17 protein-coding genes are annotated in these 21,373 nt (G+C 51.2%); 9 read left to right on the top strand and 8 right to left on the bottom strand.

The window, feature by feature from the left end; all coding sequences use genetic code 11:
• Window positions 1-198: 198 nt before the first annotated feature.
• Both IPJ96_13145 and IPJ96_13140 read left to right on the top strand, forming a co-directional pair.
• Window positions 199-1,062, top strand: a complete 864-nt coding sequence (locus tag IPJ96_13145) for an EcoRV family type II restriction endonuclease (protein ID MBK7911275.1) — start codon at window positions 199-201, stop codon at window positions 1,060-1,062.
• Window positions 1,052-1,990: a Dam family site-specific DNA-(adenine-N6)-methyltransferase gene (locus IPJ96_13140; protein MBK7911274.1), complete on the top strand. Its 939-nt coding sequence runs from the start codon at window positions 1,052-1,054 to the stop codon at window positions 1,988-1,990. Before IPJ96_13145 ends, IPJ96_13140 begins: the two co-directional genes overlap by 11 nt.
• A 276-nt stretch (window positions 1,991-2,266) precedes the next feature.
• On the opposite strand, the gene IPJ96_13135 is transcribed toward IPJ96_13140, so the two are convergent.
• Window positions 2,267-3,394, bottom strand: a complete 1,128-nt coding sequence (locus IPJ96_13135) for an IS91 family transposase (protein MBK7911273.1) — start codon at window positions 3,392-3,394, stop codon at window positions 2,267-2,269.
• Window positions 3,391-4,326: a tyrosine-type recombinase/integrase gene (locus IPJ96_13130; protein ID MBK7911272.1), complete on the bottom strand. Its 936-nt coding sequence runs from the start codon at window positions 4,324-4,326 to the stop codon at window positions 3,391-3,393. Before IPJ96_13130 ends, IPJ96_13135 begins: the two co-directional genes overlap by 4 nt.
• Before the next feature lie 341 nt (window positions 4,327-4,667).
• Here IPJ96_13130 and IPJ96_13125 point away from each other — a divergent pair, with 341 nt between their 5' ends.
• Window positions 4,668-5,606 carry a hypothetical protein gene (locus IPJ96_13125; GenBank protein MBK7911271.1) on the top strand — a complete coding sequence of 313 codons (939 nt, stop codon included), beginning with the start codon at window positions 4,668-4,670 and terminating at the stop codon, window positions 5,604-5,606.
• Between the two features lie 197 nt (window positions 5,607-5,803).
• Window positions 5,804-6,397: a hypothetical protein gene (locus tag IPJ96_13120; protein MBK7911270.1), complete on the top strand. Its 594-nt coding sequence runs from the start codon at window positions 5,804-5,806 to the stop codon at window positions 6,395-6,397.
• A gap of 367 nt (window positions 6,398-6,764) precedes the next feature.
• Here IPJ96_13120 and IPJ96_13115 read toward each other — a convergent pair whose 3' ends face one another.
• Window positions 6,765-6,977 carry a transposase gene (locus tag IPJ96_13115; protein MBK7911269.1) on the bottom strand — a complete coding sequence of 71 codons (213 nt, stop codon included), beginning with the start codon at window positions 6,975-6,977 and terminating at the stop codon, window positions 6,765-6,767.
• Between the two features lie 1,058 nt (window positions 6,978-8,035).
• On the opposite strand from IPJ96_13115, the gene IPJ96_13110 reads away from it, so the two are divergent.
• Window positions 8,036-8,503, top strand: a complete 468-nt coding sequence (locus IPJ96_13110; GenBank protein ID MBK7911268.1) for a hypothetical protein — start codon at window positions 8,036-8,038, stop codon at window positions 8,501-8,503.
• 425 nt (window positions 8,504-8,928) lie between these two features.
• Here IPJ96_13110 and IPJ96_13105 read toward each other — a convergent pair whose 3' ends face one another.
• Window positions 8,929-9,582: an MBL fold metallo-hydrolase gene (locus tag IPJ96_13105; GenBank protein ID MBK7911267.1), complete on the bottom strand. Its 654-nt coding sequence runs from the start codon at window positions 9,580-9,582 to the stop codon at window positions 8,929-8,931.
• Between the two features lie 93 nt (window positions 9,583-9,675).
• Here IPJ96_13105 and IPJ96_13100 point away from each other — a divergent pair, with 93 nt between their 5' ends.
• Together IPJ96_13100 and IPJ96_13095 are read left to right on the top strand one after the other, a co-directional pair.
• A complete protein-coding gene (locus IPJ96_13100; GenBank protein ID MBK7911266.1) occupies window positions 9,676-13,014 on the top strand; it encodes a hypothetical protein in 3,339 nt (1,112 codons plus the stop codon).
• A gap of 42 nt (window positions 13,015-13,056) precedes the next feature.
• On the top strand, window positions 13,057-14,250 hold the full coding sequence (locus IPJ96_13095) for an amidohydrolase (protein ID MBK7911265.1): 1,194 nt from the start codon (window positions 13,057-13,059) through the stop codon (window positions 14,248-14,250).
• 244 nt (window positions 14,251-14,494) lie between these two features.
• Here the strand turns inward: IPJ96_13095 and gyrB are convergent, their stop codons facing one another.
• Window positions 14,495-16,480, bottom strand: a complete 1,986-nt coding sequence (gyrB, locus tag IPJ96_13090) for a DNA topoisomerase (ATP-hydrolyzing) subunit B (protein ID MBK7911264.1) — start codon at window positions 16,478-16,480, stop codon at window positions 14,495-14,497.
• 393 nt (window positions 16,481-16,873) lie between these two features.
• Window positions 16,874-18,679 (bottom strand): DNA polymerase III subunit gamma/tau, encoded by a 1,806-nt coding sequence (locus IPJ96_13085; protein ID MBK7911263.1) that lies wholly within the window; start codon window positions 18,677-18,679, stop codon window positions 16,874-16,876.
• A gap of 88 nt (window positions 18,680-18,767) precedes the next feature.
• Between IPJ96_13085 and IPJ96_13080 the strand changes: the two genes are divergently transcribed.
• Complete coding sequence (locus IPJ96_13080; protein ID MBK7911262.1) at window positions 18,768-19,535, top strand: TIGR00730 family Rossman fold protein; 768 nt, start codon at window positions 18,768-18,770, stop codon at window positions 19,533-19,535.
• A gap of 171 nt (window positions 19,536-19,706) precedes the next feature.
• Window positions 19,707-19,979 carry an HU family DNA-binding protein gene (locus tag IPJ96_13075; protein ID MBK7911261.1) on the top strand — a complete coding sequence of 91 codons (273 nt, stop codon included), beginning with the start codon at window positions 19,707-19,709 and terminating at the stop codon, window positions 19,977-19,979.
• A gap of 64 nt (window positions 19,980-20,043) precedes the next feature.
• Here IPJ96_13075 and IPJ96_13070 read toward each other — a convergent pair whose 3' ends face one another.
• Window positions 20,044-20,832 carry an enoyl-CoA hydratase/isomerase family protein gene (locus IPJ96_13070; protein ID MBK7911260.1) on the bottom strand — a complete coding sequence of 263 codons (789 nt, stop codon included), beginning with the start codon at window positions 20,830-20,832 and terminating at the stop codon, window positions 20,044-20,046.
• 36 nt (window positions 20,833-20,868) lie between these two features.
• Complete coding sequence (gene paaJ / locus IPJ96_13065; GenBank protein MBK7911259.1) at window positions 20,869-21,354, bottom strand: phenylacetate-CoA oxygenase subunit PaaJ; 486 nt, start codon at window positions 21,352-21,354, stop codon at window positions 20,869-20,871.
• Between the last annotated feature and the right edge of the window lie 19 nt (window positions 21,355-21,373).

The following is a 21,373-nucleotide window of genomic DNA, read 5'->3' as shown; positions in this document are numbered from 1 at the left end:
CACGGGCTTTGCAAAAGCGGGGGTGCAGTGCTTCGTAGGACAGGAAAGTAGTAAGGCAAACTTTGTTCTTCGTAGCAAAGTGAGTGCTGAAACGCCCCGCCTTCGCAAAGCCCGAAACCGTTATGCCCAATGCTACCAAGCAACTGTGCGGACATCAACTCACAGAGAAAACGACCAAAAATTTAGTAAATTTGACAGATGACAAAAGAAGATTTTTTAAAAGCATTACAAGAAGAGGTCTTAGAATACAACAAGATAATCGCCACCGAAAAGGGAGATTGGATTGTTAAAGGATTTATTGACATATACCGAAACATTTATACAATTTCTATTGACACAAAGGTAGTTTCAAAGGTTATTGAGATATTACTAATCCCTGAGTTTGAGAAGTTCGCAAAAAAGTACAATCTTAAATTAATTCTTCCAGCACAACAAAACTTCTATCCTGACCTTTCATTTGTCTGTAGCGAAACGGGCAACAAATTTGCCGTAGACATCAAAAGCACCTTTAAGGACTCAAAGGATAAAATTAAGAGTATGACTTTGGGAGCATTTACTGGCTATTTTAGAAACCGAGAATCAACAAAAAATACCACTTTTCCTTATCAAGAATATCAATGCCATTTGGTTTTGGGCGTGATTTATACTCAAGTAGCTGAATCAGCTAATGAAAAGGAAGTTTATAGCTTAGATGAGATAGAAAGTATTGAATCTGTGATTAAAGACTTTCAATTCTTTGTACAGCCAAAATATAAAATCGCAGCCGCAAGTCCTGGAAGTGGAAATACGAAAAACATAGGTGCAGTTAACAATTTAGAGAAGCTAATAAACGGACAAGGTGTTTTTTCCGAACTTGGAGAGGAAGTTTATGACGATTACTGGACTTTTTACTTGACAAATGATATGGCAAAAGCTCTTGAGATAAAAAGACCATATATCAATCTAAAGACCTACTTAGAATACAAGAGTAAAGGAATAGATACACTGCGTGAACATAAAGCCGAAATTCTCGAAATGAATGAGGAAGAAATTAATGAAGATTTAGAAGGAGATGAAGAGTAGAATTGTCATACCGCCAATCAAAAGCCAAGGTATTAAGACCAAACTAATCCCTTGGATAAAGGATTTAGTAACTATTGCCAACCAAAATGGAAAATGGATTGAGCCATTTTTAGGAACTGGCGTAGTTGCATTTAATTCAGGATTTAAAAAGGCAATCTTAAATGATACAAATCCTCACATTATTGGCTTTTATAAAGGAGTTCAGAACAAAACCATTTCTGCTCCTTTGATGAAACAATATTTGGAAGAAGAAGGAAAACATCTAAGTGAAGCAGAAAACAACGGGTATGAGCATTACTTAAAAGTTCGTTCTCGCTTTAATGGTGGCGAATTTTCACCATATGACTTTATTTTCCTTTCAAGGGCAGGTTTTAACGGAATGATGCGGTTTGGTAGCAAAGGAAACTGGAATATTCCTTTTTGCAAAAAGCCTGACCGTTTTGCACAAGCATACATCACAAAAATCACCAATCAGGTTGCGACAGTTTCTCAAATTATTCAACCTGAACCAAACTGGACATTCCATAATAAATCGTTTGCTGACATTATACCATTAGCGACTGAAAACGACATTATTTATTGCGACCCACCTTATTACGGCAGGCACGTTGACTATTACAACGGCTGGACAGAGCAAGACGAAGAAATATTATTCACCCTACTTTCTGAAACAAAAGCAAAATTCATTCTTTCGACTTGGCACCATAATGACTGGAGAGAAAATGATATGATAAGTAAGTTTTGGAATAAGTTCAATATTGTGACCAAAGACCATTTTTATCATAACGGGGGAAGCATTGAAAATAGGAGGACTGTTGTGGAAGCGTTGGTTTGCAATTTTGACACAGACCAAATTGACCAGCATAATCACGGGCAAAAAGACAAGGTGAAGCTTGAACAGTTGGAGTTAAACTGGACAGATAAATAAGCACTGGGCATAACAACTAAGGCTTCGTTGCGTCCGTAGGACGGACAATGAAGCCGCTGTTGCACGGAACCCCGCTATCGCGGCGCCGTGCAGGTTACTATGGGGATTGAATGAGTAATGTGTGTCGTTTCGTCATCGCTTCCGATCACACAAAGGTAGATACTGGGGCCGGTCAGAGGCGGATCAGCGCGTAAAAGGGCTTAGTGGCGTTCGTATCATTCAGCAGATTTTCAGGCATGAGCAATACAACTCCAGCCCGTCATGCAGGTGTTTTTTTCATTGTGAGGAAGTGTTGTTCAGCAGTGATCGATAGCGCGCGGGCGGGCCGCGGTGATCGAACCGCAGGATGGTTTTCATCAGAGACTTTTTACAACAGGGACAAAGCACGGCCGGGGTTTTGCTACGCAGGTGCCGGCTGAGGGTAATGGTCTTTCCCTGCAACTGTAGTATGATCTGCGGGATGCTCCCGGCCTTCTTGCGGCTGGAGAGGATGCCGTAGTGCCGGATGCGCACAAAACCCCTGGGCAGGATGTGCTGCGCAAAGCGGCGGATGAACTCCATCGGCGCAAGCTCCATCACTTTCTGACTGCCGTCGCGGTAGTCCTTGTAACGGAAGCGCACACGGTCTTTGTCAACGGACAAGAGCCGATGGTTGCTGATGGCGATCTTGTGCGTGTATCGGCCCAGGTAATCGATCACCGCACCGGGAGAGGCAAAGGGCCGCTTGGCATAGACCACCCAGGGCTTTGTAAAGAGCGTGCGGAAGAGCTGCGGATCTTCTCCCGGGAAGGCTTTGCGCAGTGCCGCCACCATCCGACCGCGCATCACCCGGCTCAGCGCCTTTACCGGGAAGAGGAACTTTCCTTTGGAGCGTGCACTCTTCCAGAACCCGGCTGCGGTGATGCCCCCGCCGGGTACGATGCAGTGCAGGTGCGGATGCAGGGAGAGGTTCTGACCCCAGGTGTGCAGCACGGCGATCATACCCGTGTGCGCTCCCAGGTGGGCGGGATCGCCGGCAAAGGAACCGATCACACTCCAGGCTGTGGCAAAGAGCGCATCATAGACACGATCCGGCCCATACAGGCACAAACGGTTCAGCTCCCCGGGCAGGGTGAACACCACATGGAAGTACGGCACCGGCAAGAGCTCGGCCTTGCGGGCTGCCACCCAGTCTTCCCGGGCCAGGACCTGGCACTTGGGACAGTGGCGGTTCCGGCAACTGTTGTAGCTTATGCGCAGGTGGGAACAGGCGGGGCACTGATCCAAATGCCCGCCCAGGGCCGCGGTGCGGCAGTCCCGGATCAGGCGCAGGGTGCGCTTTTGCCAGTTGTTGAGTTGCGTGCTCTGCTCAACCTGTGCCCATGTTTGCCGTATGACCTGCGCTACTTCGCAGGCCGGCCTCACAGTGCAGGAGCGAAGAGTGTATCCAGCGGACTGAACGGCGCTTTGCGGCCGTGCCTGGCCACGTGCAGGTACACCATCGTGGTCTCGATGCGCTCATGGCCCAGCAGTTCTTTGATGGAGACAATGTCCAGTCCGTCTTCCAGCAAGTGGGTGGCATAGGTGTGGCGCAGGGTGTGCACCGAGATGTCTTTCCTGATGCCGGCCGCCCTGGCTGCCTGTTGTACAGCCCACTGCACCCCGCGTTGGGAGTAGCGACTGTCAAAATCACCGCCCTTGCGGCCTTCGGGCTTGCCGTTGAACAGGAACGTCTGCGGGTTCTCCGCTTCCAGGTAGCTGCGCACACCCCGACAGAGCAACTCGCCCAGCGGCACATACCGGTCCTTCCGCCCTTTGCCTTTACGCACGTGCAAAAGCCGGCGGTCCAGGTCCAGGTCCTTGATATGGAGGCTGCGCACCTCCATGCACCGCAGGCCACAGCCGTAGAGCAGACCGATGAGCAGCCGATGCTTGAGCAGGGCCGGGGCCCGCAACAATCGCCGCATCTCCTCCCGGCTCAGGATCACCGGCAACTTCTTCTCATGCTTAATGCTCGGCAGGGTGAACCGCTTATAATCCAACCCCTCGGCCTTGAACGCGAATCGCAGGCTGTACACCACGAACTTGAAGTAGGACTCCGAGGGTGTATCGTGCTGGTCGAGCATCTGCTCCAGATACTCCTCCACCTGTTCGGTATCCAACTCTGTAGGCAGGCACTCAAAATGCAGTGCCATCTGTGCCAGGTAGCGCGTGTAATTACTCAACGTACTGGGACTCTTCCCCGCGATGCGGATCTTGCGCGCGAGGCGCTTGTAAAAATCCTCGAATCCCTGTACCTTTAAACAGGCTTGTTTTACCAGCGTCCTGTAGGGCTGTTTTTCAGATTTGTTCTTCATACATAGAATGTTTGTGGTAAAACCTTCTACGACGATCCGTCTGAAATCGGTTCTGCTCAGGTATCACAGGCTACCCCGCGATAGCGGGGTTTAGTGCAACACGGGTTTTGCGTCAGGCGGGCTGACGTGCAAACTTGGAGCTTTGTGCTTCTAATGAACTTCAGTAATAAATTGAAACTTTGTGCTCCGAAACCCGCCCGAACGCAAAGCCCGAGAACGTTCTCTGCAAGCCTTCCGCCGCTCATAAATATCGTACGAATTCAAAAGAAGAAAAACGGTACACTCACCAATTAATTAATTAATTAAATTATCTTCGTCATTCTAAAAGCTAAAAAATAATCATGGACTCAATTGAACAATTTTTAAAACTTGTCAAAGATTTTGCCAAAGATGGAAAAATTACATCCGTAGAAAAAATAATTCTTGCAAAAAAGGCAGCAGAACTTGGTATAGACTCGAGTTCATTAGAGACAATAATTGAAATGGAATTATTAAATGATTCAAATTCTGTTACCCCTGATAAAGATTCGCTTCCATCCGAACGAAAAGTAATAAATGGCACTTATGGTGCTGTGAATAAGACAGATAGTACGTTTGAAATTTGGGATTCAGATCCTGGAGATCCGATTGAATTTAAATGGGTGGATGAAGAACAAAGAAAATTAGAAATAAAAATAGGAACCGTTTCGCCAAAGATCGAGTTAATCACTGAATTAGAATTTATTAATCTGAAGGATCAGGTATATTTTATTACAACCAAAGATATTATTCTGATCCTGAAGTATTATGATGGCGAGTGTGCTCTATCGTGGGCGAATGAAATTAGAAAAGAAATGAACGATTTTTTTGGTGAAATTGTAGGAGGAGAGAACTTAGAAAAAAAACTTGAAATTGAAAAGCAAAATAAAATAGTTGAAAAGAAAAGAGAAGGAAGGGGAAAGCAAAATGAAGAAAGGGTTGAAACCGAAGATAGTGTAGTAAACGAAGATGACGAGTACAACTTTGAAAAGAATGATAGTAACTATGAAGAAGAGCAAAAAAAAGAACGTGATAAAGAGGAAATCAAGCGGCAATTGAGAGAGGAGATATTTAAACTAAGAGATAAGGCTCGTCAATCGTTAGATTCTGCTAAGGATGATCTGGCCAATGCTCAGAGCGGTTCTTACAACGATAAGCATGTTTTTACTTCATCGATCACAAGAGGCGGTGATGTAATGAATCCTGATATAATCATCATTGAGGCTGGTAAAGTAATCTGGAAAAAAGGAATGAGATATTAATTGGAAAGTAAGTCAGTCACTATTCCGATAGATAAAATATCTTCTGTGGATTTGAATGTTGGCGTAATTGGTACCGATATAATTATTTATAGTTATGGTCAAGGTGTTATTCGTGCGGAGAACTTCACTAAGTCGGATGCAAAAAAAATAAAAGAGTTACTAGGATTTTAGCATTGGTAATTATGAATGGGAGCAAAATGAAGCCGCAGTTGTATAAGCCTCAATCTTCGAAAGGACAACAATTTCAACCTCCTGGTGCATTGCACAGAATCCTGTTAAATAGTCCGAAGGAATATAATTGGAGAAACAATCGAAAGCAAGGATTAATTATTGAGAATCATTTCAGTAGAAAATTAAATGCAAATATTCCTATAAAAGGTAAAAGAAGGGAATTTATTTATAATAAATGGTTTGTGCGGCTAAGCTGGAAATATGCAAAGGAAATAATCAAAATAGCACACGATGATTTAAATGAAATAAACCCTCAATTTGACCTGATTAGACTGGATAAAAAGGAGAAAAGGATTATTATTATTGAATTTGATGCGAACCGTGCAGACCAAGTTGCTAAAAAGTTCTTTTCGCGACTTGCGTTTATTTATCACCCGCATGTCCCTTACAAAGAAATTCATTATATAGCATATTGTTATCAAGGACATCCTAAGATTGATACAAAGGAGTTAAAGCGATATTTTGTTTTATGTATGACTATGGCAAAAAATATAACCAATAGTGATAAAATACATTTTCCAAAAGTTTATTTCTATGGCTATTATCCTGCGGATAGATGAATGCAAATGGGTAAATCTCAGCTTTTAATTCCAACATCCTTGCGCTCGCAATCCCACGCTATCGCACAGCAGCGGTGGATAGATTAACAGCAAATTGAGACATAATATCACAATAAGATACAAGTGCTGCTAAGTTTAGTGAAATAAAGAAAGTCAGGTTTTAGTGATTCATCAACCATTTTGACTTGTATAAACATCATAGCTCACACAACTTTTGTCACCCGTATTACTCACCTGCTTCAATCTGTCGGATTCTCCGTTTTTCGGTTCAATTTAAACCAGCTGTATTAAGTTAAAGAGCATTTATTAATTGGTCTTTCGGGCAAGGCTTTCTAGGGCCGGTGATTGTTGTTGTACACACGCCTTTCTATCGCATAATACGTACTTCATTCAGCATTCGGAACACATAGGTATTCAGGAGTTTCATTCGGATAGAGTCATTCGAACGTTTTATAAAACCGTTTTGCATCGGCTTCCCATGTTGATTAATTGTCTGCTCAATCTTATGATCTTTACACCATGCGTCCAGTTGATTGGAGATAAAACCCGGCCCATTATGCAAGTGGATCATTTCAGACACTCCCTTTTACGCGGATCAACGATTACAAAGTTCGAATGACACGTAAGGCAGGCAGTGAAGTGTTGGCTTCGATCCTCAACATCTTGCGGTTGTAATCATCGAGATTGTTTAGCAACCAGAATGTATTTCCATCCCAAGGACTATCGCTGATAAAATCTATAGACCAAAACCGGTTTGGAGATTCGGGTTGAAAGAGCGCTTGCTTAGTGCATGCTGGAAGCCACTTTTTAGCATTTCTCCGTATGCTTAGTCCCTTGGTTGTATATGTATTATAGATTCTCTTATGATTCAAGTAGTGGTTTCTGCGGAAGTTATGACAACTACTCCAGAATCCAATGCCGCGTTACTTTTCGACATGTTTCCCCAACCCACCAATGATCCGACTGTTCTTATCCGGACGTCGTCTGTATCTGTATGTGGAGCGGGATAAACGAATTGTTGCACAGGCTTGTCGCTTTGAAAATCCGTCAGCGTTAATCAACTCGACTACTAGTTCCGGCTTTACTTCAGGCCTGGAACCTTTTTTCCATTACATCCTTCAGGGCATTGTAGGCCAGGCTTAACTTCGCATATATCTTCATTTACCGGAAGTTCTCTTCTTCCAAATCCTTCTGGTTGTTCACCTCACTCATAGTCATTTCCCCGTATTTGGCTATCCAGTTAAGGAAAGTTTACACACTAATGCCGAATTCCCGGCAGATGTCAGCAACACGGACACCGCCTTTGTGCTGATTCATGATGGCAACAAACGGCGATTCAGTAAATCTCGCTTTTTTTCATGGTTTTTCCTTTAAAGTTAGTTTTTAGATTCAATCGCTTCGATCCGATTTTGCGGATCTGCGGCTAAACCACTAATTTTAAATGGACGAAGATTGGGGAAGTTGACAGGAAGGACAGGCAAGATTTCCTATCAAACAAGTTATCGTTGTGTCCGGAGGGCGGACAATGAAGCCATTGTTGCACGGAGCCCGGTTAATATATATGAAGTGATGAAATATTGGTACAAAAGTTCAAAAAACGCATATTCATGTTACTTTGAACCTTTATCATGGTCGAAGTTGACATCTCTCTTTAACGAAGATTGTCAAGTTAACATTGAACATTTCATTGGTTCAAATAAGGAAAAGCAGATTTACTACAAAACTACACATGACGTTTCATCTGAGCTCAACTTATTTAAAGATTCCATTAGCTTCGGCAAGCTAACTGAAATAGTTGAAAAGTTAAGGCTATATGTATTTGAGTATAAACTGAATATAGATAATACTTTGATAGAGAGAGCTGTAGTTGAAGGGGCTATATTGACCGGCGATCAGATATCAATCCAAAGGCTTATTGGTATAATGAAATTACCTGAATCACTTATAAAGTCATCAATCAACGGGGAGCTTGCCAAACTATGGGAATCAGGCGAGATACAGATTGAGGGAACTTTTGAAAATACTGAGGATTTACTAGAATTCATTTATAATGACTTGATGGAGAAAGAGTGCCCTGGCTATAACTATTTTATGGACAGGCTATGAGGGTTAGATAATTACCTTTTGCAGAATAACAAATGTATATACGATCGTAACAATTGTTTATTGGTTAGCTATATTGCAAGCAAAGAGCTATTTAATCCTGACATATATGGTCAGTAAACTTTTTTTCCGTCTACTAGGCGCCCAACACCGGCACCGAAAAGCGGTAAGGCGGTCCAGGTTATAGTATTCCCAAAGGCTAAAGCAAGGTTGCTCCCGACACGGTGAATTCGTAAGCTCAAAGTTTGTAGTCATGGGAACATCAAAACAGGTGATTAGGGTTATACACTAACGAGTCATCACCGCACGCATCAACGAAGCCCCACTCCGTGCCCCTCTGTGAACCCTCCGTGATACTCCGTGCTACTAAAACCTACGAAGCACAAAAACCCCAGCACGACCTACCAAAGCCAAACCGCAACGGACACTCACAAAAACGGATTCTCCACCCGTTCCTCCCCAACCGTCGTCTCCGGTCCGTGCCCTGGCCAGACCACCGTCGCGTCGGGCAGGGTGAAGAGCTTTTCCCGGATGCTGCTCAGCAATTGCGCGTGATCGCCCCCCGGCAGGTCAGTGCGGCCGATGCTGCGCTGGAAGAGTACGTCGCCGCCGATCACGTAGCCTTCAGCCTCGTTGTAGAACACCACGTGGCCCGGACAATGCCCGGGCGTGAACAGCACCCGGAACTCCACGCCTCCGAACCGGATCCAGTCGCCTTCCTCCAGGAAAGCCCCCGGCTCGGGCGAGGGCGTGAGGCGGATGCCCCAGGCTTCGCTGTAGACCGGCGCCGCCCGGAGCAGGTCGTGGTCGGCACGGTGCAACTCCGGCTTCAGGTTCCAGCGCTCCGTCACGAAGGCGTTGCCCAGGATGTGGTCCAGGTGCGCGTGCGTGTTCAGCAAGCGCACCGGTTTTAAGCCCTCCCGCTCGATGAGCCGCTCCAGCGCCTGTTCCTCCCGGGCCTCGTAACAACCCGGGTCGATGATGACACACTCCCCGTTCGGGGCGGCGACCACGTAGGTGTTTTCCTGGAACGGATTGAAGGGCAGGCAATGGATGCGGGAGGTTTTACGTTCAGCTGACATGGGGCGGCCGGAATGGGCAAAACGGCCTTGCGTCGGCCGGTGGCAGCCACAAAAATAGTTACCTTAGCGAAAAGGTTTCCCGCCTGTTTTTCCATGCGTTCGGTACCACCGTTTCGGCTCTCCCTTGCCCTCCGGGTCTTCCTGTTCCTCCTGTTTGCGCGGCAAGCCTCGGCCCAGTTCTACAACGGCTACGAAATGGAGTTCGGAAAGAACCGCGTCCAGTACGACGACCGGTTCTGGACGTTCATGAAGTTCAAGAACTTCGACACCTACTACTACCTCGGCGGTCTCGAACTGGCCGCCTTCACCGGCCGCACGGCCGACAAGGACCTCGAAGAGATCGAGAAGCTGTTCGACTACAAGCTCGACGGCCGCATCCAGTTCATCATCTACAACAAGCTCAGCGAGGCCAAGCAGACCAACATCGGCCTGGAGACCGAAGAGACCGCCAACAACAACATCGGCGGCGTCACCCGGATCGTGGGCAACAAGGTGTTCCTGTACTTCACCGGCAACCACGAGGAATTTCACCGGCAGATCCGGGCCGGCATCGCCCGGGTGTTGACCGACCAGATCATGTACGGCGGCGACGTGAAAGACCGTATCCAGAACTCGGCGCTGCTCACCCTGCCCGACTGGTACCTGAACGGACTGATCTCCTACGTAGCTCGTTCCTGGGATGCGGAAATCGACAACCGCGTACGCGACGGGATCATCTCCGGCCGGTACAGGAAGTTCAATCACCTGACGGGCACCGACGCGCTATACGCCGGTCATTCCGTCTGGAAATACATCATCGATACGTACAGCGAGTCCTCCGTTTCCAACCTGCTGTATATGACGCGGATCAACCGTAACGTCGAGAGCGGGTTCAACTACGTCCTGGGCTTGAGCATGCGCACGCTCACCGACAACTGGCGGCAGGCCATGATGAACCTGTACGCCCGCTCCGACGCCGGCCGCGATTCCATCGACGGCACCCTCGTCCTCAAACGCACCAAACCCCGCCGTCTCTACAACCAGCTCCACACCAGCGCCGACGGCCGCTACTCCGTGTACGTGATGAACGACATCGGCCGCTACAAGGTGATGCTGTACGACGACCAGAAACACCGCACCCGTCGCATCCTGCGCGGCGGCTACCGCTCGTACTCCCAGGAGACCGACCTCTCGTACCCGGTGGTGGCCTGGCATCCGACCGGACAACTCATCGGCATCATCCGCGAACGCAAAGGTTTCCTCTGGTACGGCACCTTCACCCTCGAGACCGGCAAGTACGAGGAAGGCAAACTGTTCAACTTCGAAAAGGTCCTCGACTTCGCGTATTCCGACGACGGTCAGTCGCTCGTGATCTCGGGCGTGCAGAAGGGGCAGAGCGACATCTTCGTGTACAACCTGCGTACGCGCACCTACTTCCAGGTCACCAAGGACCTCTGGGACGACCTGCACCCGCGCTTCATCAACCGGTCGGGCGCCATCGTCTTCGCCTCGAACCGCAACAACGACACCCTCGGCGTGCCGGCGCCCAACATCCTGCCGGCCGACTACAACCTCGATATCTTCTACTACGACTACGCCGGCCGCTCTTCCGTGCTGCGGCGGCTGACCAGCACGCCCTACGCGGACGAGACGATGCCCATGCAGTACGACTCGACCAACATCGCGTACCTCAGCGACGAGAACGGCATCGTGAACCGGTACACCGCGCACCTCGACAGCGCCATCGCCTACGTCGATACCGTGGAGCACTACCGGATGATCGTCGACAACTTCGCCCAGACCGACCAGCGCCGCGGCATCCTCACCCAGGACATCAACTACAGCCAGAATCGGGTGAGCGAGATCGTGTACTACGGAGGCAAGTACCGCCTGCTCGTGAAGCGCAAGCCGCAGGCGACCTCGGCGCGCACCCAGCTCAGCCCGGTGCTCTTCCGCGCCGAAGAGGCCCGCAAACGTCCCCAACCCGTGCAAGCGGTCGTCGCCGCCGAACCCGGCACGACACCCCCCGGCGCCGAACCCGCCGCGCCGGCCGACACGAACAAGGTCGACATCAACAACTACGTCTTCCAGAGCGATTTTCCGAAAAAACGCAAGGAGCGTAAGAAGGACCAGCTGCAGGAAGAGCACCGACAGGACGCGAACCGCGACACAGCCGCCGTGCCGGTCAACGGCGAAGCCGTCCAGTTCCTGCCCGCGCCGACTCCTTCGGGAGCACGGGCCGACTCCACGCTGCTCTCGCTACCCAAGCAGCGCAACTACGACCCGGCATTTTCATCGAGCTACTTCGTCAGCCAGCTCGACAATACCCTGTTGAACCAGACGTATCAGATCTTTACGGGTGGGGGAGAGATCTTCTTTAATCCCGGACTCAACGGTTTCTTCAAACTCGGTATCCGCGACCTGTTGGAAGATTACCGCATCACCGGCGGCTTCCGCCTGAGTGGCGATCTCAACAGCAACGAGTATTACATGAGCTACGAGAACCTGAAAAAGCGCCTCGACAAGCAATACACGTTCTACAGAGGTGCGATCCTGTATTCTCAATTCGGCGGTAAGCTTCATACCCACGAAGCACGGGTAAGTCTTAAATGGCCTTTCAGCGAGGTAGCCAGCATACGCGGTTCGCTCGCGTACCGGAACGACCGCTTTACCGTCCTTGCCACCGATTACTTCTCACTCATCTACCCGAGCCAGTCGCTCAATTGGGCTACCGGGAAACTGGAGTACGTCTTCGACAATACGTTACCGACCGGCCTCAACCTGTACAACGGTACCCGACTGAAGTTCTTCGGGGAGTACTGGCGGCAGGTGGATACCTCGATAACGGGCATGTTCGTGCTGGGAGGTGATGTGCGCCACTATCAAAAGCTCCACCGGGAGATCATCTGGGCCAACCGAGTCGCCGGAGGAACATCATTCGGTGAGGAGCGTCTGATTCATTTCCTCGGGGGAACGGATAACTGGATCACCCCGCGCTTCAATTACGATACGCCAATCGACTTTTCCCAGAACTACTATTACCAGGCGTTGGCTACGAACATGCGGGGATTCCAGCAGAATATCCGGAATGGAAATTCATTCGTCGTGATCAACAGCGAAGTGCGCGTGCCGATTTTCCGTTACCTGCTCAACCGTCCGATCAAGTCGGATTTCATCCGCAACTTCCAGGTTGTCGGTTTCGGGGATATTGGTACCGCCTGGAATGGCGCTTCGCCCTACGACTCTACCAACGCGCTCAACAACCGCACACTGGTTAGTCAACCGTTCGTGATCACACTCATCAGCCAGCGTGAACCGATCGTCGGTGGCTTCGGCTTCGGCCTGCGCAGCCGCCTGCTCGGTTATTTCATCCGCGCCGACTGGGCCTGGGGGGTCGAAGACCAGGTGGTCCAGCCTCGCCGCTTCTATTTCTCTCTCGGACTCGATTTCTGACAGCGCCTCGTCCCTCGATTCACGTCTCTCGTCCCTCCCTTCATGTCCCTGCTCGAACCGATCCGCAACCTCGCCCGCAAGTACCACGGAGACATCATCGCATGCCGCCGCCATCTGCACCAACATCCGGAGTTGTCCTTTCACGAATTCGAGACGCAGCGGTTTGTGGAAACACGTCTGACGGAGTTCGGCATCACCGATTTTAAGCGCATGGCCAACACCGGCGTGGTCGCGCTTTTAAAGGGCAAGAACGCCGACAAGCGTACGGTCGCCCTTCGAGCCGATCTGGATGCTTTGCCGATCGTGGAGGCGAATGCGGTTGACTACAAGTCGAAGAACGAAGGGGTGATGCACGCCTGTGGTCACGACGTGCATACTGCTTCACTGCTCGGTGTGGCACGCATCCTGCATGAACTGCGCGACCGCTTTGAAGGCACCGTGAAGCTCATCTTCCAGCCGGGAGAAGAAAAATTACCCGGCGGCGCGTCACTCATGATCAAGGAGGGCGTTTTGGAGAATCCGAAACCCGCTTCGGTCATTGGTCAGCACGTGATGCCGCAGATCCCGGCCGGCAAAGTCGGTTTCCGGAAAGGTCTCTACATGGCCAGCACGGATGAATTGTATGTTACCGTACACGGCAAAGGCGGACATGGGGCAATGCCCCACCTGAACATCGATCCGGTGATGATTACCGCGCAGATCCTGGTTGCCTTGCAGCAGATCGTCAGCCGCTTTGCCAAGCCTTCACTTCCCACTGTGCTTTCGTTCGGGAAAGTCATCGCCAACGGTGCTACCAATGTCATCCCGGACAAGGTCTGCCTGGAAGGAACGTTCCGTACCCTCAACGAGGAATGGCGCGACGAAGCTCACCGGCGTATGAAACACATGGCCGAACAAATCGCCGAAAGCATGGGAGGCCGTTGTGAGTTCGAGATCCGTCGCGGGTACCCCTTCCTCGTCAACGACGAAGACCTGACGGATCGCAGTCGCCGTTGGGCCGAGGAGTATGTCGGCAAGGAGAATGTGGAAGATCTCGAGATCTGGATGGCCGCGGAAGACTTCGCGTTTTATTCCCAGCAAGCCAAGGCTTGTTTCTATCGCCTCGGCGTCCGGAACGAAGCGAAAGGCATTACTTCCTCCGTTCACACCCCAACCTTCGACATCGACGAAAGCGCCCTGGAAACAGGCATGGGTCTCATGGCCTGGCTGGCCATCCGCGAACTGGAACAAACCTAAAAACCAAGTCACCCAATAAAAAAAGGCAGCGCGAAACGCTGCCTTTTTTTATCGCGGAAATGTGGTTGGTAACTGGAAATTGGTAATTAGTGATTAGTGATTAGTAACTATTGTAAAGCAACTCTAGGCGTTTATTCTCGAATCGAACTCCTGGAAAATCAATAGACCCTAATCCCCAATAACTATTCGCTATTCACTATTCACTATTCACTGTTCACTGTTCACTGTTCACTATTCACTATCCTCAAGCATCAATCTTCGCATACTTCGAATTCTTCTCGATGAAATCCCGACGCGGCGGAACATCATCGCCCATCAGCATGGAGAAGATGCGGTCGGCTTCGGCCGCGCTTTCGATCGTCACTTTGCGCAGGGTGCGCGTGCTTGGATTCATGGTGGTCTCCCACAACTGCTCGGCGTTCATTTCACCGAGACCCTTGTAGCGTTGTACGTTTACGTTCTCTTCTTTACCCTCGCCGGCGAGTTGCTTGATGGCGGCGATCCGCTGTTCGTCATTCCAGGCGTAGGTAGAATCCTTGCCTTTTTTGACGAGGTAGAGCGGAGGCGTAGCAATGTAGAGGTAGCCGGCTTCGATCAGTTCCTTCAGGTGCCGGAAGAAGAAGGTCAGGATAAGGGTGGTGATGTGTGATCCGTCCACATCGGCATCGGTCATGATGATCACCTTGTGGTAGCGGATCTTGTCCATGTTCAACGGACGTCCTTCCTTGCTGTCGTCGCGGAAGACGCCGAGCGCGGTGTAGATGTTCCGGATCTCTTCGTTTTCGTAGATCTTGTATTCCATCGCTTTCTCGACGTTCAGGATCTTGCCGCGCAGCGGCAGGATGGCCTGGAAGCGACGGTCGCGGCCCTGTTTGGCCGTGCCGCCGGCGGAGTCGCCCTCGACGAGGTACAATTCGCAAGCGGAAGCGTCGGTTTCGGAACAGTCGGCCAGTTTGCCGGGGAGGCCCGTACTCGAGAGCGCGTTCTTGCGTTGCACAAGTTCACGCGCCTTGCGGGCGGCATGTCGGGCAGTAGCGGCCAGGATCACCTTGTCGACGATCATCTTCGCTTCGCGCGGATGTTCTTCGAGGTAGGATTCCAGCATATCGGAGACGGCCTGATCGACCGCGCCCATGACCTCGCTGTTGCCGAGTTTGGTCTTGGTCTGTCCTTCGAACTGAGGCTCGGCGACCTTCACCGAAATGATCGCTGTCAGACCCTCCCGGAAATCGTCGCCCGAGATCTCGAACTTGACTTTTTCCAGAAGACCGGATTTATCCGCATAGCTCTTGAGGGTGCGGGTCAGCGCGCGACGGAAGCCGGAAAGGTGCGTGCCGCCTTCGTGCGTGTTGATGTTGTTGACGTAGCTGTGGATGTTCTCGTTGAACGAGCTGTTGTATAGCATAGCCACTTCGACCGGAATGCCGGCGCGTTCGCCTTCCATGTAGATCGGTTGGGCGATGAGCCGCTCCCGGTTCTCGTCGAGGTAGGAAACGAATTCCCGTAGTCCGCCCTCGGAGTAGAAGGATTCCGTCGGATGATTGCCGTCCGCGTCGGTTTCACGTTCGTCCGTGATGTTGAGCCGGATGCCTTTATTGAGGAAGGCGAGTTCCCGCAACCGTGCGCACAAGGTATCGTAATGATAAACCGTGCTGTTGAAGATGGTATTATCAGGAAGAAAAGTGACCGTCGTTCCCGTGCGGTCCGCCGTTCCGGCTTCACGAACCGGATAGAGCGGTTTGCCGCGTTCATATTCCTGCTCGAAGATCTTGCCTTCGCGATGTACCACGACTTTCAAATGCGTCGACAACGCGTTCACACAGGAAACACCGACACCGTGCAGACCACCGGATACTTTGTAGCTGTCCTTGTCGAACTTACCACCGGCGTGCAGGACGGTGAGCACGATTTCCAGCGCGCTGCGTTTCTCCTTGGGGTGGATGTCGGTCGGGATACCACGTCCGTCGTCGATGACGGAGATGGAATTATCGGGGTGAATGAACACCTCGATGTTCTTGCAAAAACCCGCCAACGCTTCGTCGATCGAATTGTCGACTACTTCGTACACCAGGTGATGCAATCCTTTTACGCCGATATCGCCGATGTACATCGCGGGGCGTTTACGCACCGCTTCGAGACCTTCCAGAATCTGGATACTCTCGGCCGAATAATCTTGTCCGTTCTTCTTTTCGTTAGCTGCAGCCACAGTTTGGTTGATCAGGTCGCCCATGATTGATGGAAAATAATCCCCCCCGATGATACAGGTCCATCGCTGTTTTTGACAAAAGAATCCAGCGGAATTTTGACCTGGTTGGTGAAGATACGAAAATGATGCAGCATGACAAAGCGGATTTTATCTTAAAATCAACATTTTCGGACTCGTATGAAAGCCGCTTTTAATGCTTTAAATAATTGGAATTCATGCAAATAATTACCCATCCCAAGCGATGACCCGGATGGGTGCCAGAAAAGTTGAAAATTTAAGCAAAAACTGACTTTTGGCGAGTTTCAAAAACCTTGTTTTTAATCGTTTTTCGAACTTTTAGCAAGGCTTGTTAATAACCCGATAGGAATGCGAAAAACAATTGATCGTGATCCCAAAACCGGATCGAAAAAACCGGCTTTAATACTCCGTTTCCAGATCCAATCGCTTACGTAATTCGTGCAGGAGCGGATTCTTACTGGCCAGCTTCTGATACTTCTCAGTAGGTGTATACGGGACTTCGGTCGGGTTGGCATTGACCTGGATCGCGGTATGCAATTGAATGGAGTAATTCGATAGCTGTTTACGCAGTGCTGTGAGCAGATCGATCTTCAACTCCTGCAAATCTTTCTCGATGGCGGAACTGTCGACCGTGAAAAGCAATACAGATCCTTCCTTGACTTCGGGCTTACGCTTCGTCAGCGCTGCATGCATGGCCGGCCGGTCGGCCGCGAGCCCTTGGGCATACTGCATCCAGGCTTTTTCCAACTGTACCTGACTGAACGGCTGGCGTGGCAACGAAGGATCAGCAGGCGCGTTGGGATCGCTTACGTCATTTTTTTTTTCAGGACCCGGAGGGGGCGAACCACTGATGGAAACCGTGCGTCGGGTACCGCTACCGCCTGTGCGTGAAGGCGGCGGCGTGGAAGCCGGTGGTGGCGTGGGTGCGGCTGCTTCCGTAGCAGGAGCCGCCGGCTTGGCTGCCGGAGGGGGCGGAGACGCTGCGGGTACTGTCGTCGCGCCCGGACTTGCAGGCACGGCTGCAGGAGGGGGACTGGCTGCAGGTGTCGCCGCAGGAGCCGGAGCGGCCACTACAGCCTTCGGGGACGCTGCGGCAGGCGTGGCAACGCCAGCACCATGCTGCAGGCAAAGTTTCAGCAATAACAGTTCAACGAGCAGTCGCTGGTTCTTCGCGGACTTGTATTGCAGATCCGACTGATTGCAATTATCCAGTTGCTGGAGCAACCACTCGGCACTACAGCGACGGGCTTGCAGCTTGTACTTCTCACGGACGTTCGGACTGACTTCCAGCAAACGAAGCGTCGCTTCGTCCTTGCATACCAGGAGGTCGCGGAAGTGACTGGCGAGTCCGCTGAGGAAGTGGTGCCCGTCAAAACCGTTGGCCAGCACTTCGTCGAAGGCCAACAGTACCTGCGCGGTATGACCGGCCAACACGTCATCGGTGATCCGGAAGTAGTAGTCGTAATCAAGAATGTTGAGGTTCTCGATCACGGCTTTGTACGTCAGGTTGTTCCCGGCAAAGCTGACAAGCTGGTCGAACATCGACAAAGCGTCGCGCAGCGCGCCGTCGGCCTTCTGTGCGATGACATGCAAGGCGTCCTCCTCGGCCGTGACGCCTTCTTTCTCCGCGATGCCTTTCAGATGACCGGCGATATCGTCCACGGAGATGCGGTTGAAGTCGAAGATCTGACAGCGGGAAAGGATGGTGGGGATGATCTTGTGCTTTTCCGTAGTCGCCAGAATGAAAACCGCGTAGGAGGGGGGCTCCTCAAGGGTCTTCAAAAAGGCGTTGAAAGCCGAGGCGCTGAGCATGTGCACCTCATCGATGATGTAGATCTTGTAATTCCCCATCTGGGGAGCGTACCGCACCTGCTCGACCAGCGCCCGGATATCGTCCACCGAGTTGTTCGAGGCCGCGTCCAACTCATAAATGTTCAGGGAATGTCCTTCATTGAAGGCGGTACACGAATCACAGGCATTGCAGGCTTCGAGCTCGGGACTCAGCTTGCTGCAGTTGATCGTCTTGGCGAGAATGCGTGCGGTGGTGGTTTTTCCCACGCCGCGCGGACCGGTGAAGAGGAAGGCCTGCGCCAGGTGATTGTTTCGGATCGCGTTCTTCAGCGTCTGGGTAATGTGCGGTTGCCCTACCACGGTGTCGAACGTGACAGGACGGTATTTCCGCGCGGAGACGATGAAGCGTTCCATAGGTTCCAAAGATACGATTTGTCCGGCCATTCCCGGAGTTTCAGGGATCGGGAACTAAGTCGATATTTGATGATTCTAACAGGCGTTTATGGCCAAACAACACCCGGGAAAGAACGGCAATCACCGACGCGACGCGGAGCGTTACTTCGTGCAGGGACCACACTCCCGCTGGCGGGAATTGGGTTTCACCCTGGGCGTTGTACGGGAGTTCATCCGCGGCTTCCGCGCGTTGCATTTCCTGCCGCCTTGTGTGACGGTCTTCGGCTCAGCCCGCTTTCAGGAAGACCATCCGCACTACCTGCTGGCCCGGGAGATGGGACATGCGCTTAGCCGGATGGGATTCACGGTCATGACCGGCGGAGGACCCGGTATCATGGAAGCGGCCAATCGCGGTGCCAAGGATGCCGGTGGCTTCAGCGTAGGCTGCAATATCCATTTGCCGAAAGAACAAAAGCCCAACGCCTACCTCGACCGTACCGTCACGCTGCATCATTTCTTCGTTCGCAAGGTGCTGTTGCTGAAATACTCCTACGCGTTCGTCGTAATGCCTGGCGGTTTCGGTACGATGGACGAATTCTTCGAGACGCTGACACTCATACAAACCGGAAAGATTTCCGACTTCCCGGTGGTGCTGATGGGCAAGGACTATTGGAAACCGCTGCTCGACCTGTTGCACCAGATGGTACGCGAAGGCACCGCTGCGCAAAAAGATCTCGAGCACCTCATCGTTACCGATGAACCCGGACAAGCGCTGGCACACATCCGCAAACACGCCATCGATGAATTCGGTCTGAGTCGTTTCCGACGACCACGCGCATTCCGGTTTTTCGGTGAACGTCGTTTTCGTATTCGCTGAATCGTACTGCTGGCGCGACCTGCAAACGCTCCTGCTTCGACAAGCCGCACTGGTGGCGGATTCGCGTGTTAAGTTTTCAACAAATGAATGTATTTATCAACATTTGTGTTTATAACTGTCGTAAGCGCTTGAGTTGAAGTTACTTTTACGTCATCACTAAAACCAACAACAATGCACAAAGCTGAACTGATCGAAGCCATCTCTGGCGAAGCCAAGATTACGAAGGCCGACGCATCCCGTGCGCTCGAAGCTTTCATGACTGTGACCACCAAGACCCTGAAGAAAGGTGACCGCGTTGCCCTCGTGGGTTTCGGTACCTTCTCCGTGTCTAAGCGTGCTGCCCGTAACGGCCGTAACCCGCAGACCGGCAAACCGATCAAGATCGCTGCTAAGAAAGTCGCTAAGTTCAAGGCCGGTGCAGAACTGTCCTCGAAGCTGAAGTGATTTTCAGTTCTACGAAATGAAAAAACCCGCTCATCGAGCGGGTTTTTTTATGACTTGATCCGGGTCATGAGCCCCGGAACTCCGGCTTTCGTTTTTCCAGGAATGCCTGTACACCTTCCTGGTAATCGTAGGTGGTTCCGGCTGCCGCTTGTTCCGTTTCTTCCGCGGCCAACTGCTGCTCCAGGTTGTTGTCGAACGACTGGTTCAACAGCCGCTTCGTCAGTCCGATTCCTTTCGTCGGCATGCGCGACAAGGTCTCGGCGATTCCGAAAGCGGTTGTTGTCAACGCTTCGTCTTCGCATACTTTGTACACCATGCCCATCGCCAGGGCGTCGTCTGCTCCGACTTTGTCGCCCGTCATCATCAGTGCGGAGGCACGTTGCCAGCCGATCAGTCGTGGTAAGGTGAACGTGCCGCCGCTGTCCGGTACCAGTCCGATCTTGCTGAACGCCTGAATGAACGAGGCGCTCTTTCCTGCGATCACGATATCGCATGCCAACGCTATGTTGGCACCCGCGCCTGCCGCTACGCCGTTCACGGCACAGATCACCGGCTTCTCCAGGCTCCGGATCATCCGGATCACCGGATTGTAGTGCTCGCGGACAATGCGCTGGATCCCCGGTCCGTCAGGCGCGATCGCTTCCGATAGGTCCTGTCCGGCACAAAACGCTTTGCCGTTCCCCGTCATGTAAACGGCGCGGATATTCGCTTCGTTCGCCGCACGGTCCAGTGCCGCCTGAAGCTCCAGCGCCAACTGCCGGTTGAAGCTGTTGAATTTGTCGGGTCGATTAAAGGTGATGCACAAGACCGAACCACGGAGTTCGGTGATAACAAGCGGGTGTTGTTCAGTCATGGGGAGGAGAAGGTAGGAATCATTGACCGGATTCGATCAATGACACTTGAAATGATCAAACGGTTCTTTGCAGACTTCGCAGCGGTAAAGCGCTTTACAGGCTGTCGAGCCGAATTCGCTCACCAGGCTGGTCTGTTTGGCGCCACAGCGCGGACAAGCGACTTCTCGCGTTTTGCCCAGCAAGGCGCCTTTGTTGGTAGTGCTTTTCTCCGGAGGCGCTATACCGTATTGCCGGAGGCGCTCTTTGGCAGCATCGGTGATCCAGTCGGTGGTCCAGACGGGAGAATAGACCATGCGCACACGGACGTTCGGTATACCCTCTTCCGTCAGTTTGCGCACGATATCGTTCTCAATCGCGTGCATGGCCGGACAACCGCTATAGGTAGGGGTGATGCAGATTTCCACACCGGTATCGTGGATGTTGACTTCCCGTGCGATACCGAGGTCCACAATGCTGATGACCGGGATTTCGGGGTCCGGAATCTCTTCCAGGATTCGCCAAACCTGATCGGTGGTGACCATCGTTGAAAACAAATTGACT

It is taken from the genome of Bacteroidota bacterium, from assembly GCA_016713765.1.
Taxonomy (GTDB): Bacteria; Bacteroidota; Bacteroidia; order AKYH767-A; family 2013-40CM-41-45; genus Pollutiaquabacter; species Pollutiaquabacter aromativorans.
This window is presented reverse-complemented; position numbering and strand designations above follow the sequence as displayed.

Bases quoted from the DNA above. Each gene is read 5' to 3' on its own strand.
- IPJ96_13100 (MBK7911266.1), top strand. From the start codon at position 9,676: ATGCGTTCGGTACCACCGTTTCGGCTCTCCCTTGCCCTCCGGGTCTTC.
- IPJ96_13070 (MBK7911260.1), bottom strand. From the start codon at position 20,832: ATGACTGAACAACACCCGCTTGTTATCACCGAACTCCGTGGTTCGGTC.
- paaJ (MBK7911259.1), bottom strand. From the start codon at position 21,354: ATGGTCACCACCGATCAGGTTTGGCGAATCCTGGAAGAGATTCCGGAC.
- IPJ96_13095 (MBK7911265.1), top strand. From the start codon at position 13,057: ATGTCCCTGCTCGAACCGATCCGCAACCTCGCCCGCAAGTACCACGGA.
- IPJ96_13085 (MBK7911263.1), bottom strand. From the start codon at position 18,679: ATGGAACGCTTCATCGTCTCCGCGCGGAAATACCGTCCTGTCACGTTC.
- IPJ96_13130 (MBK7911272.1), bottom strand. From the start codon at position 4,326: ATGAAGAACAAATCTGAAAAACAGCCCTACAGGACGCTGGTAAAACAA.
- IPJ96_13080 (MBK7911262.1), top strand. From the start codon at position 18,768: ATGGCCAAACAACACCCGGGAAAGAACGGCAATCACCGACGCGACGCG.
- IPJ96_13125 (MBK7911271.1), top strand. From the start codon at position 4,668: ATGGACTCAATTGAACAATTTTTAAAACTTGTCAAAGATTTTGCCAAA.
- IPJ96_13120 (MBK7911270.1), top strand. From the start codon at position 5,804: ATGAAGCCGCAGTTGTATAAGCCTCAATCTTCGAAAGGACAACAATTT.
- gyrB (MBK7911264.1), bottom strand. From the start codon at position 16,480: ATGGGCGACCTGATCAACCAAACTGTGGCTGCAGCTAACGAAAAGAAG.
- IPJ96_13145 (MBK7911275.1), top strand. From the start codon at position 199: ATGACAAAAGAAGATTTTTTAAAAGCATTACAAGAAGAGGTCTTAGAA.
- IPJ96_13140 (MBK7911274.1), top strand. From the start codon at position 1,052: ATGAAGAGTAGAATTGTCATACCGCCAATCAAAAGCCAAGGTATTAAG.
- IPJ96_13075 (MBK7911261.1), top strand. From the start codon at position 19,707: ATGCACAAAGCTGAACTGATCGAAGCCATCTCTGGCGAAGCCAAGATT.
- IPJ96_13105 (MBK7911267.1), bottom strand. From the start codon at position 9,582: ATGTCAGCTGAACGTAAAACCTCCCGCATCCATTGCCTGCCCTTCAAT.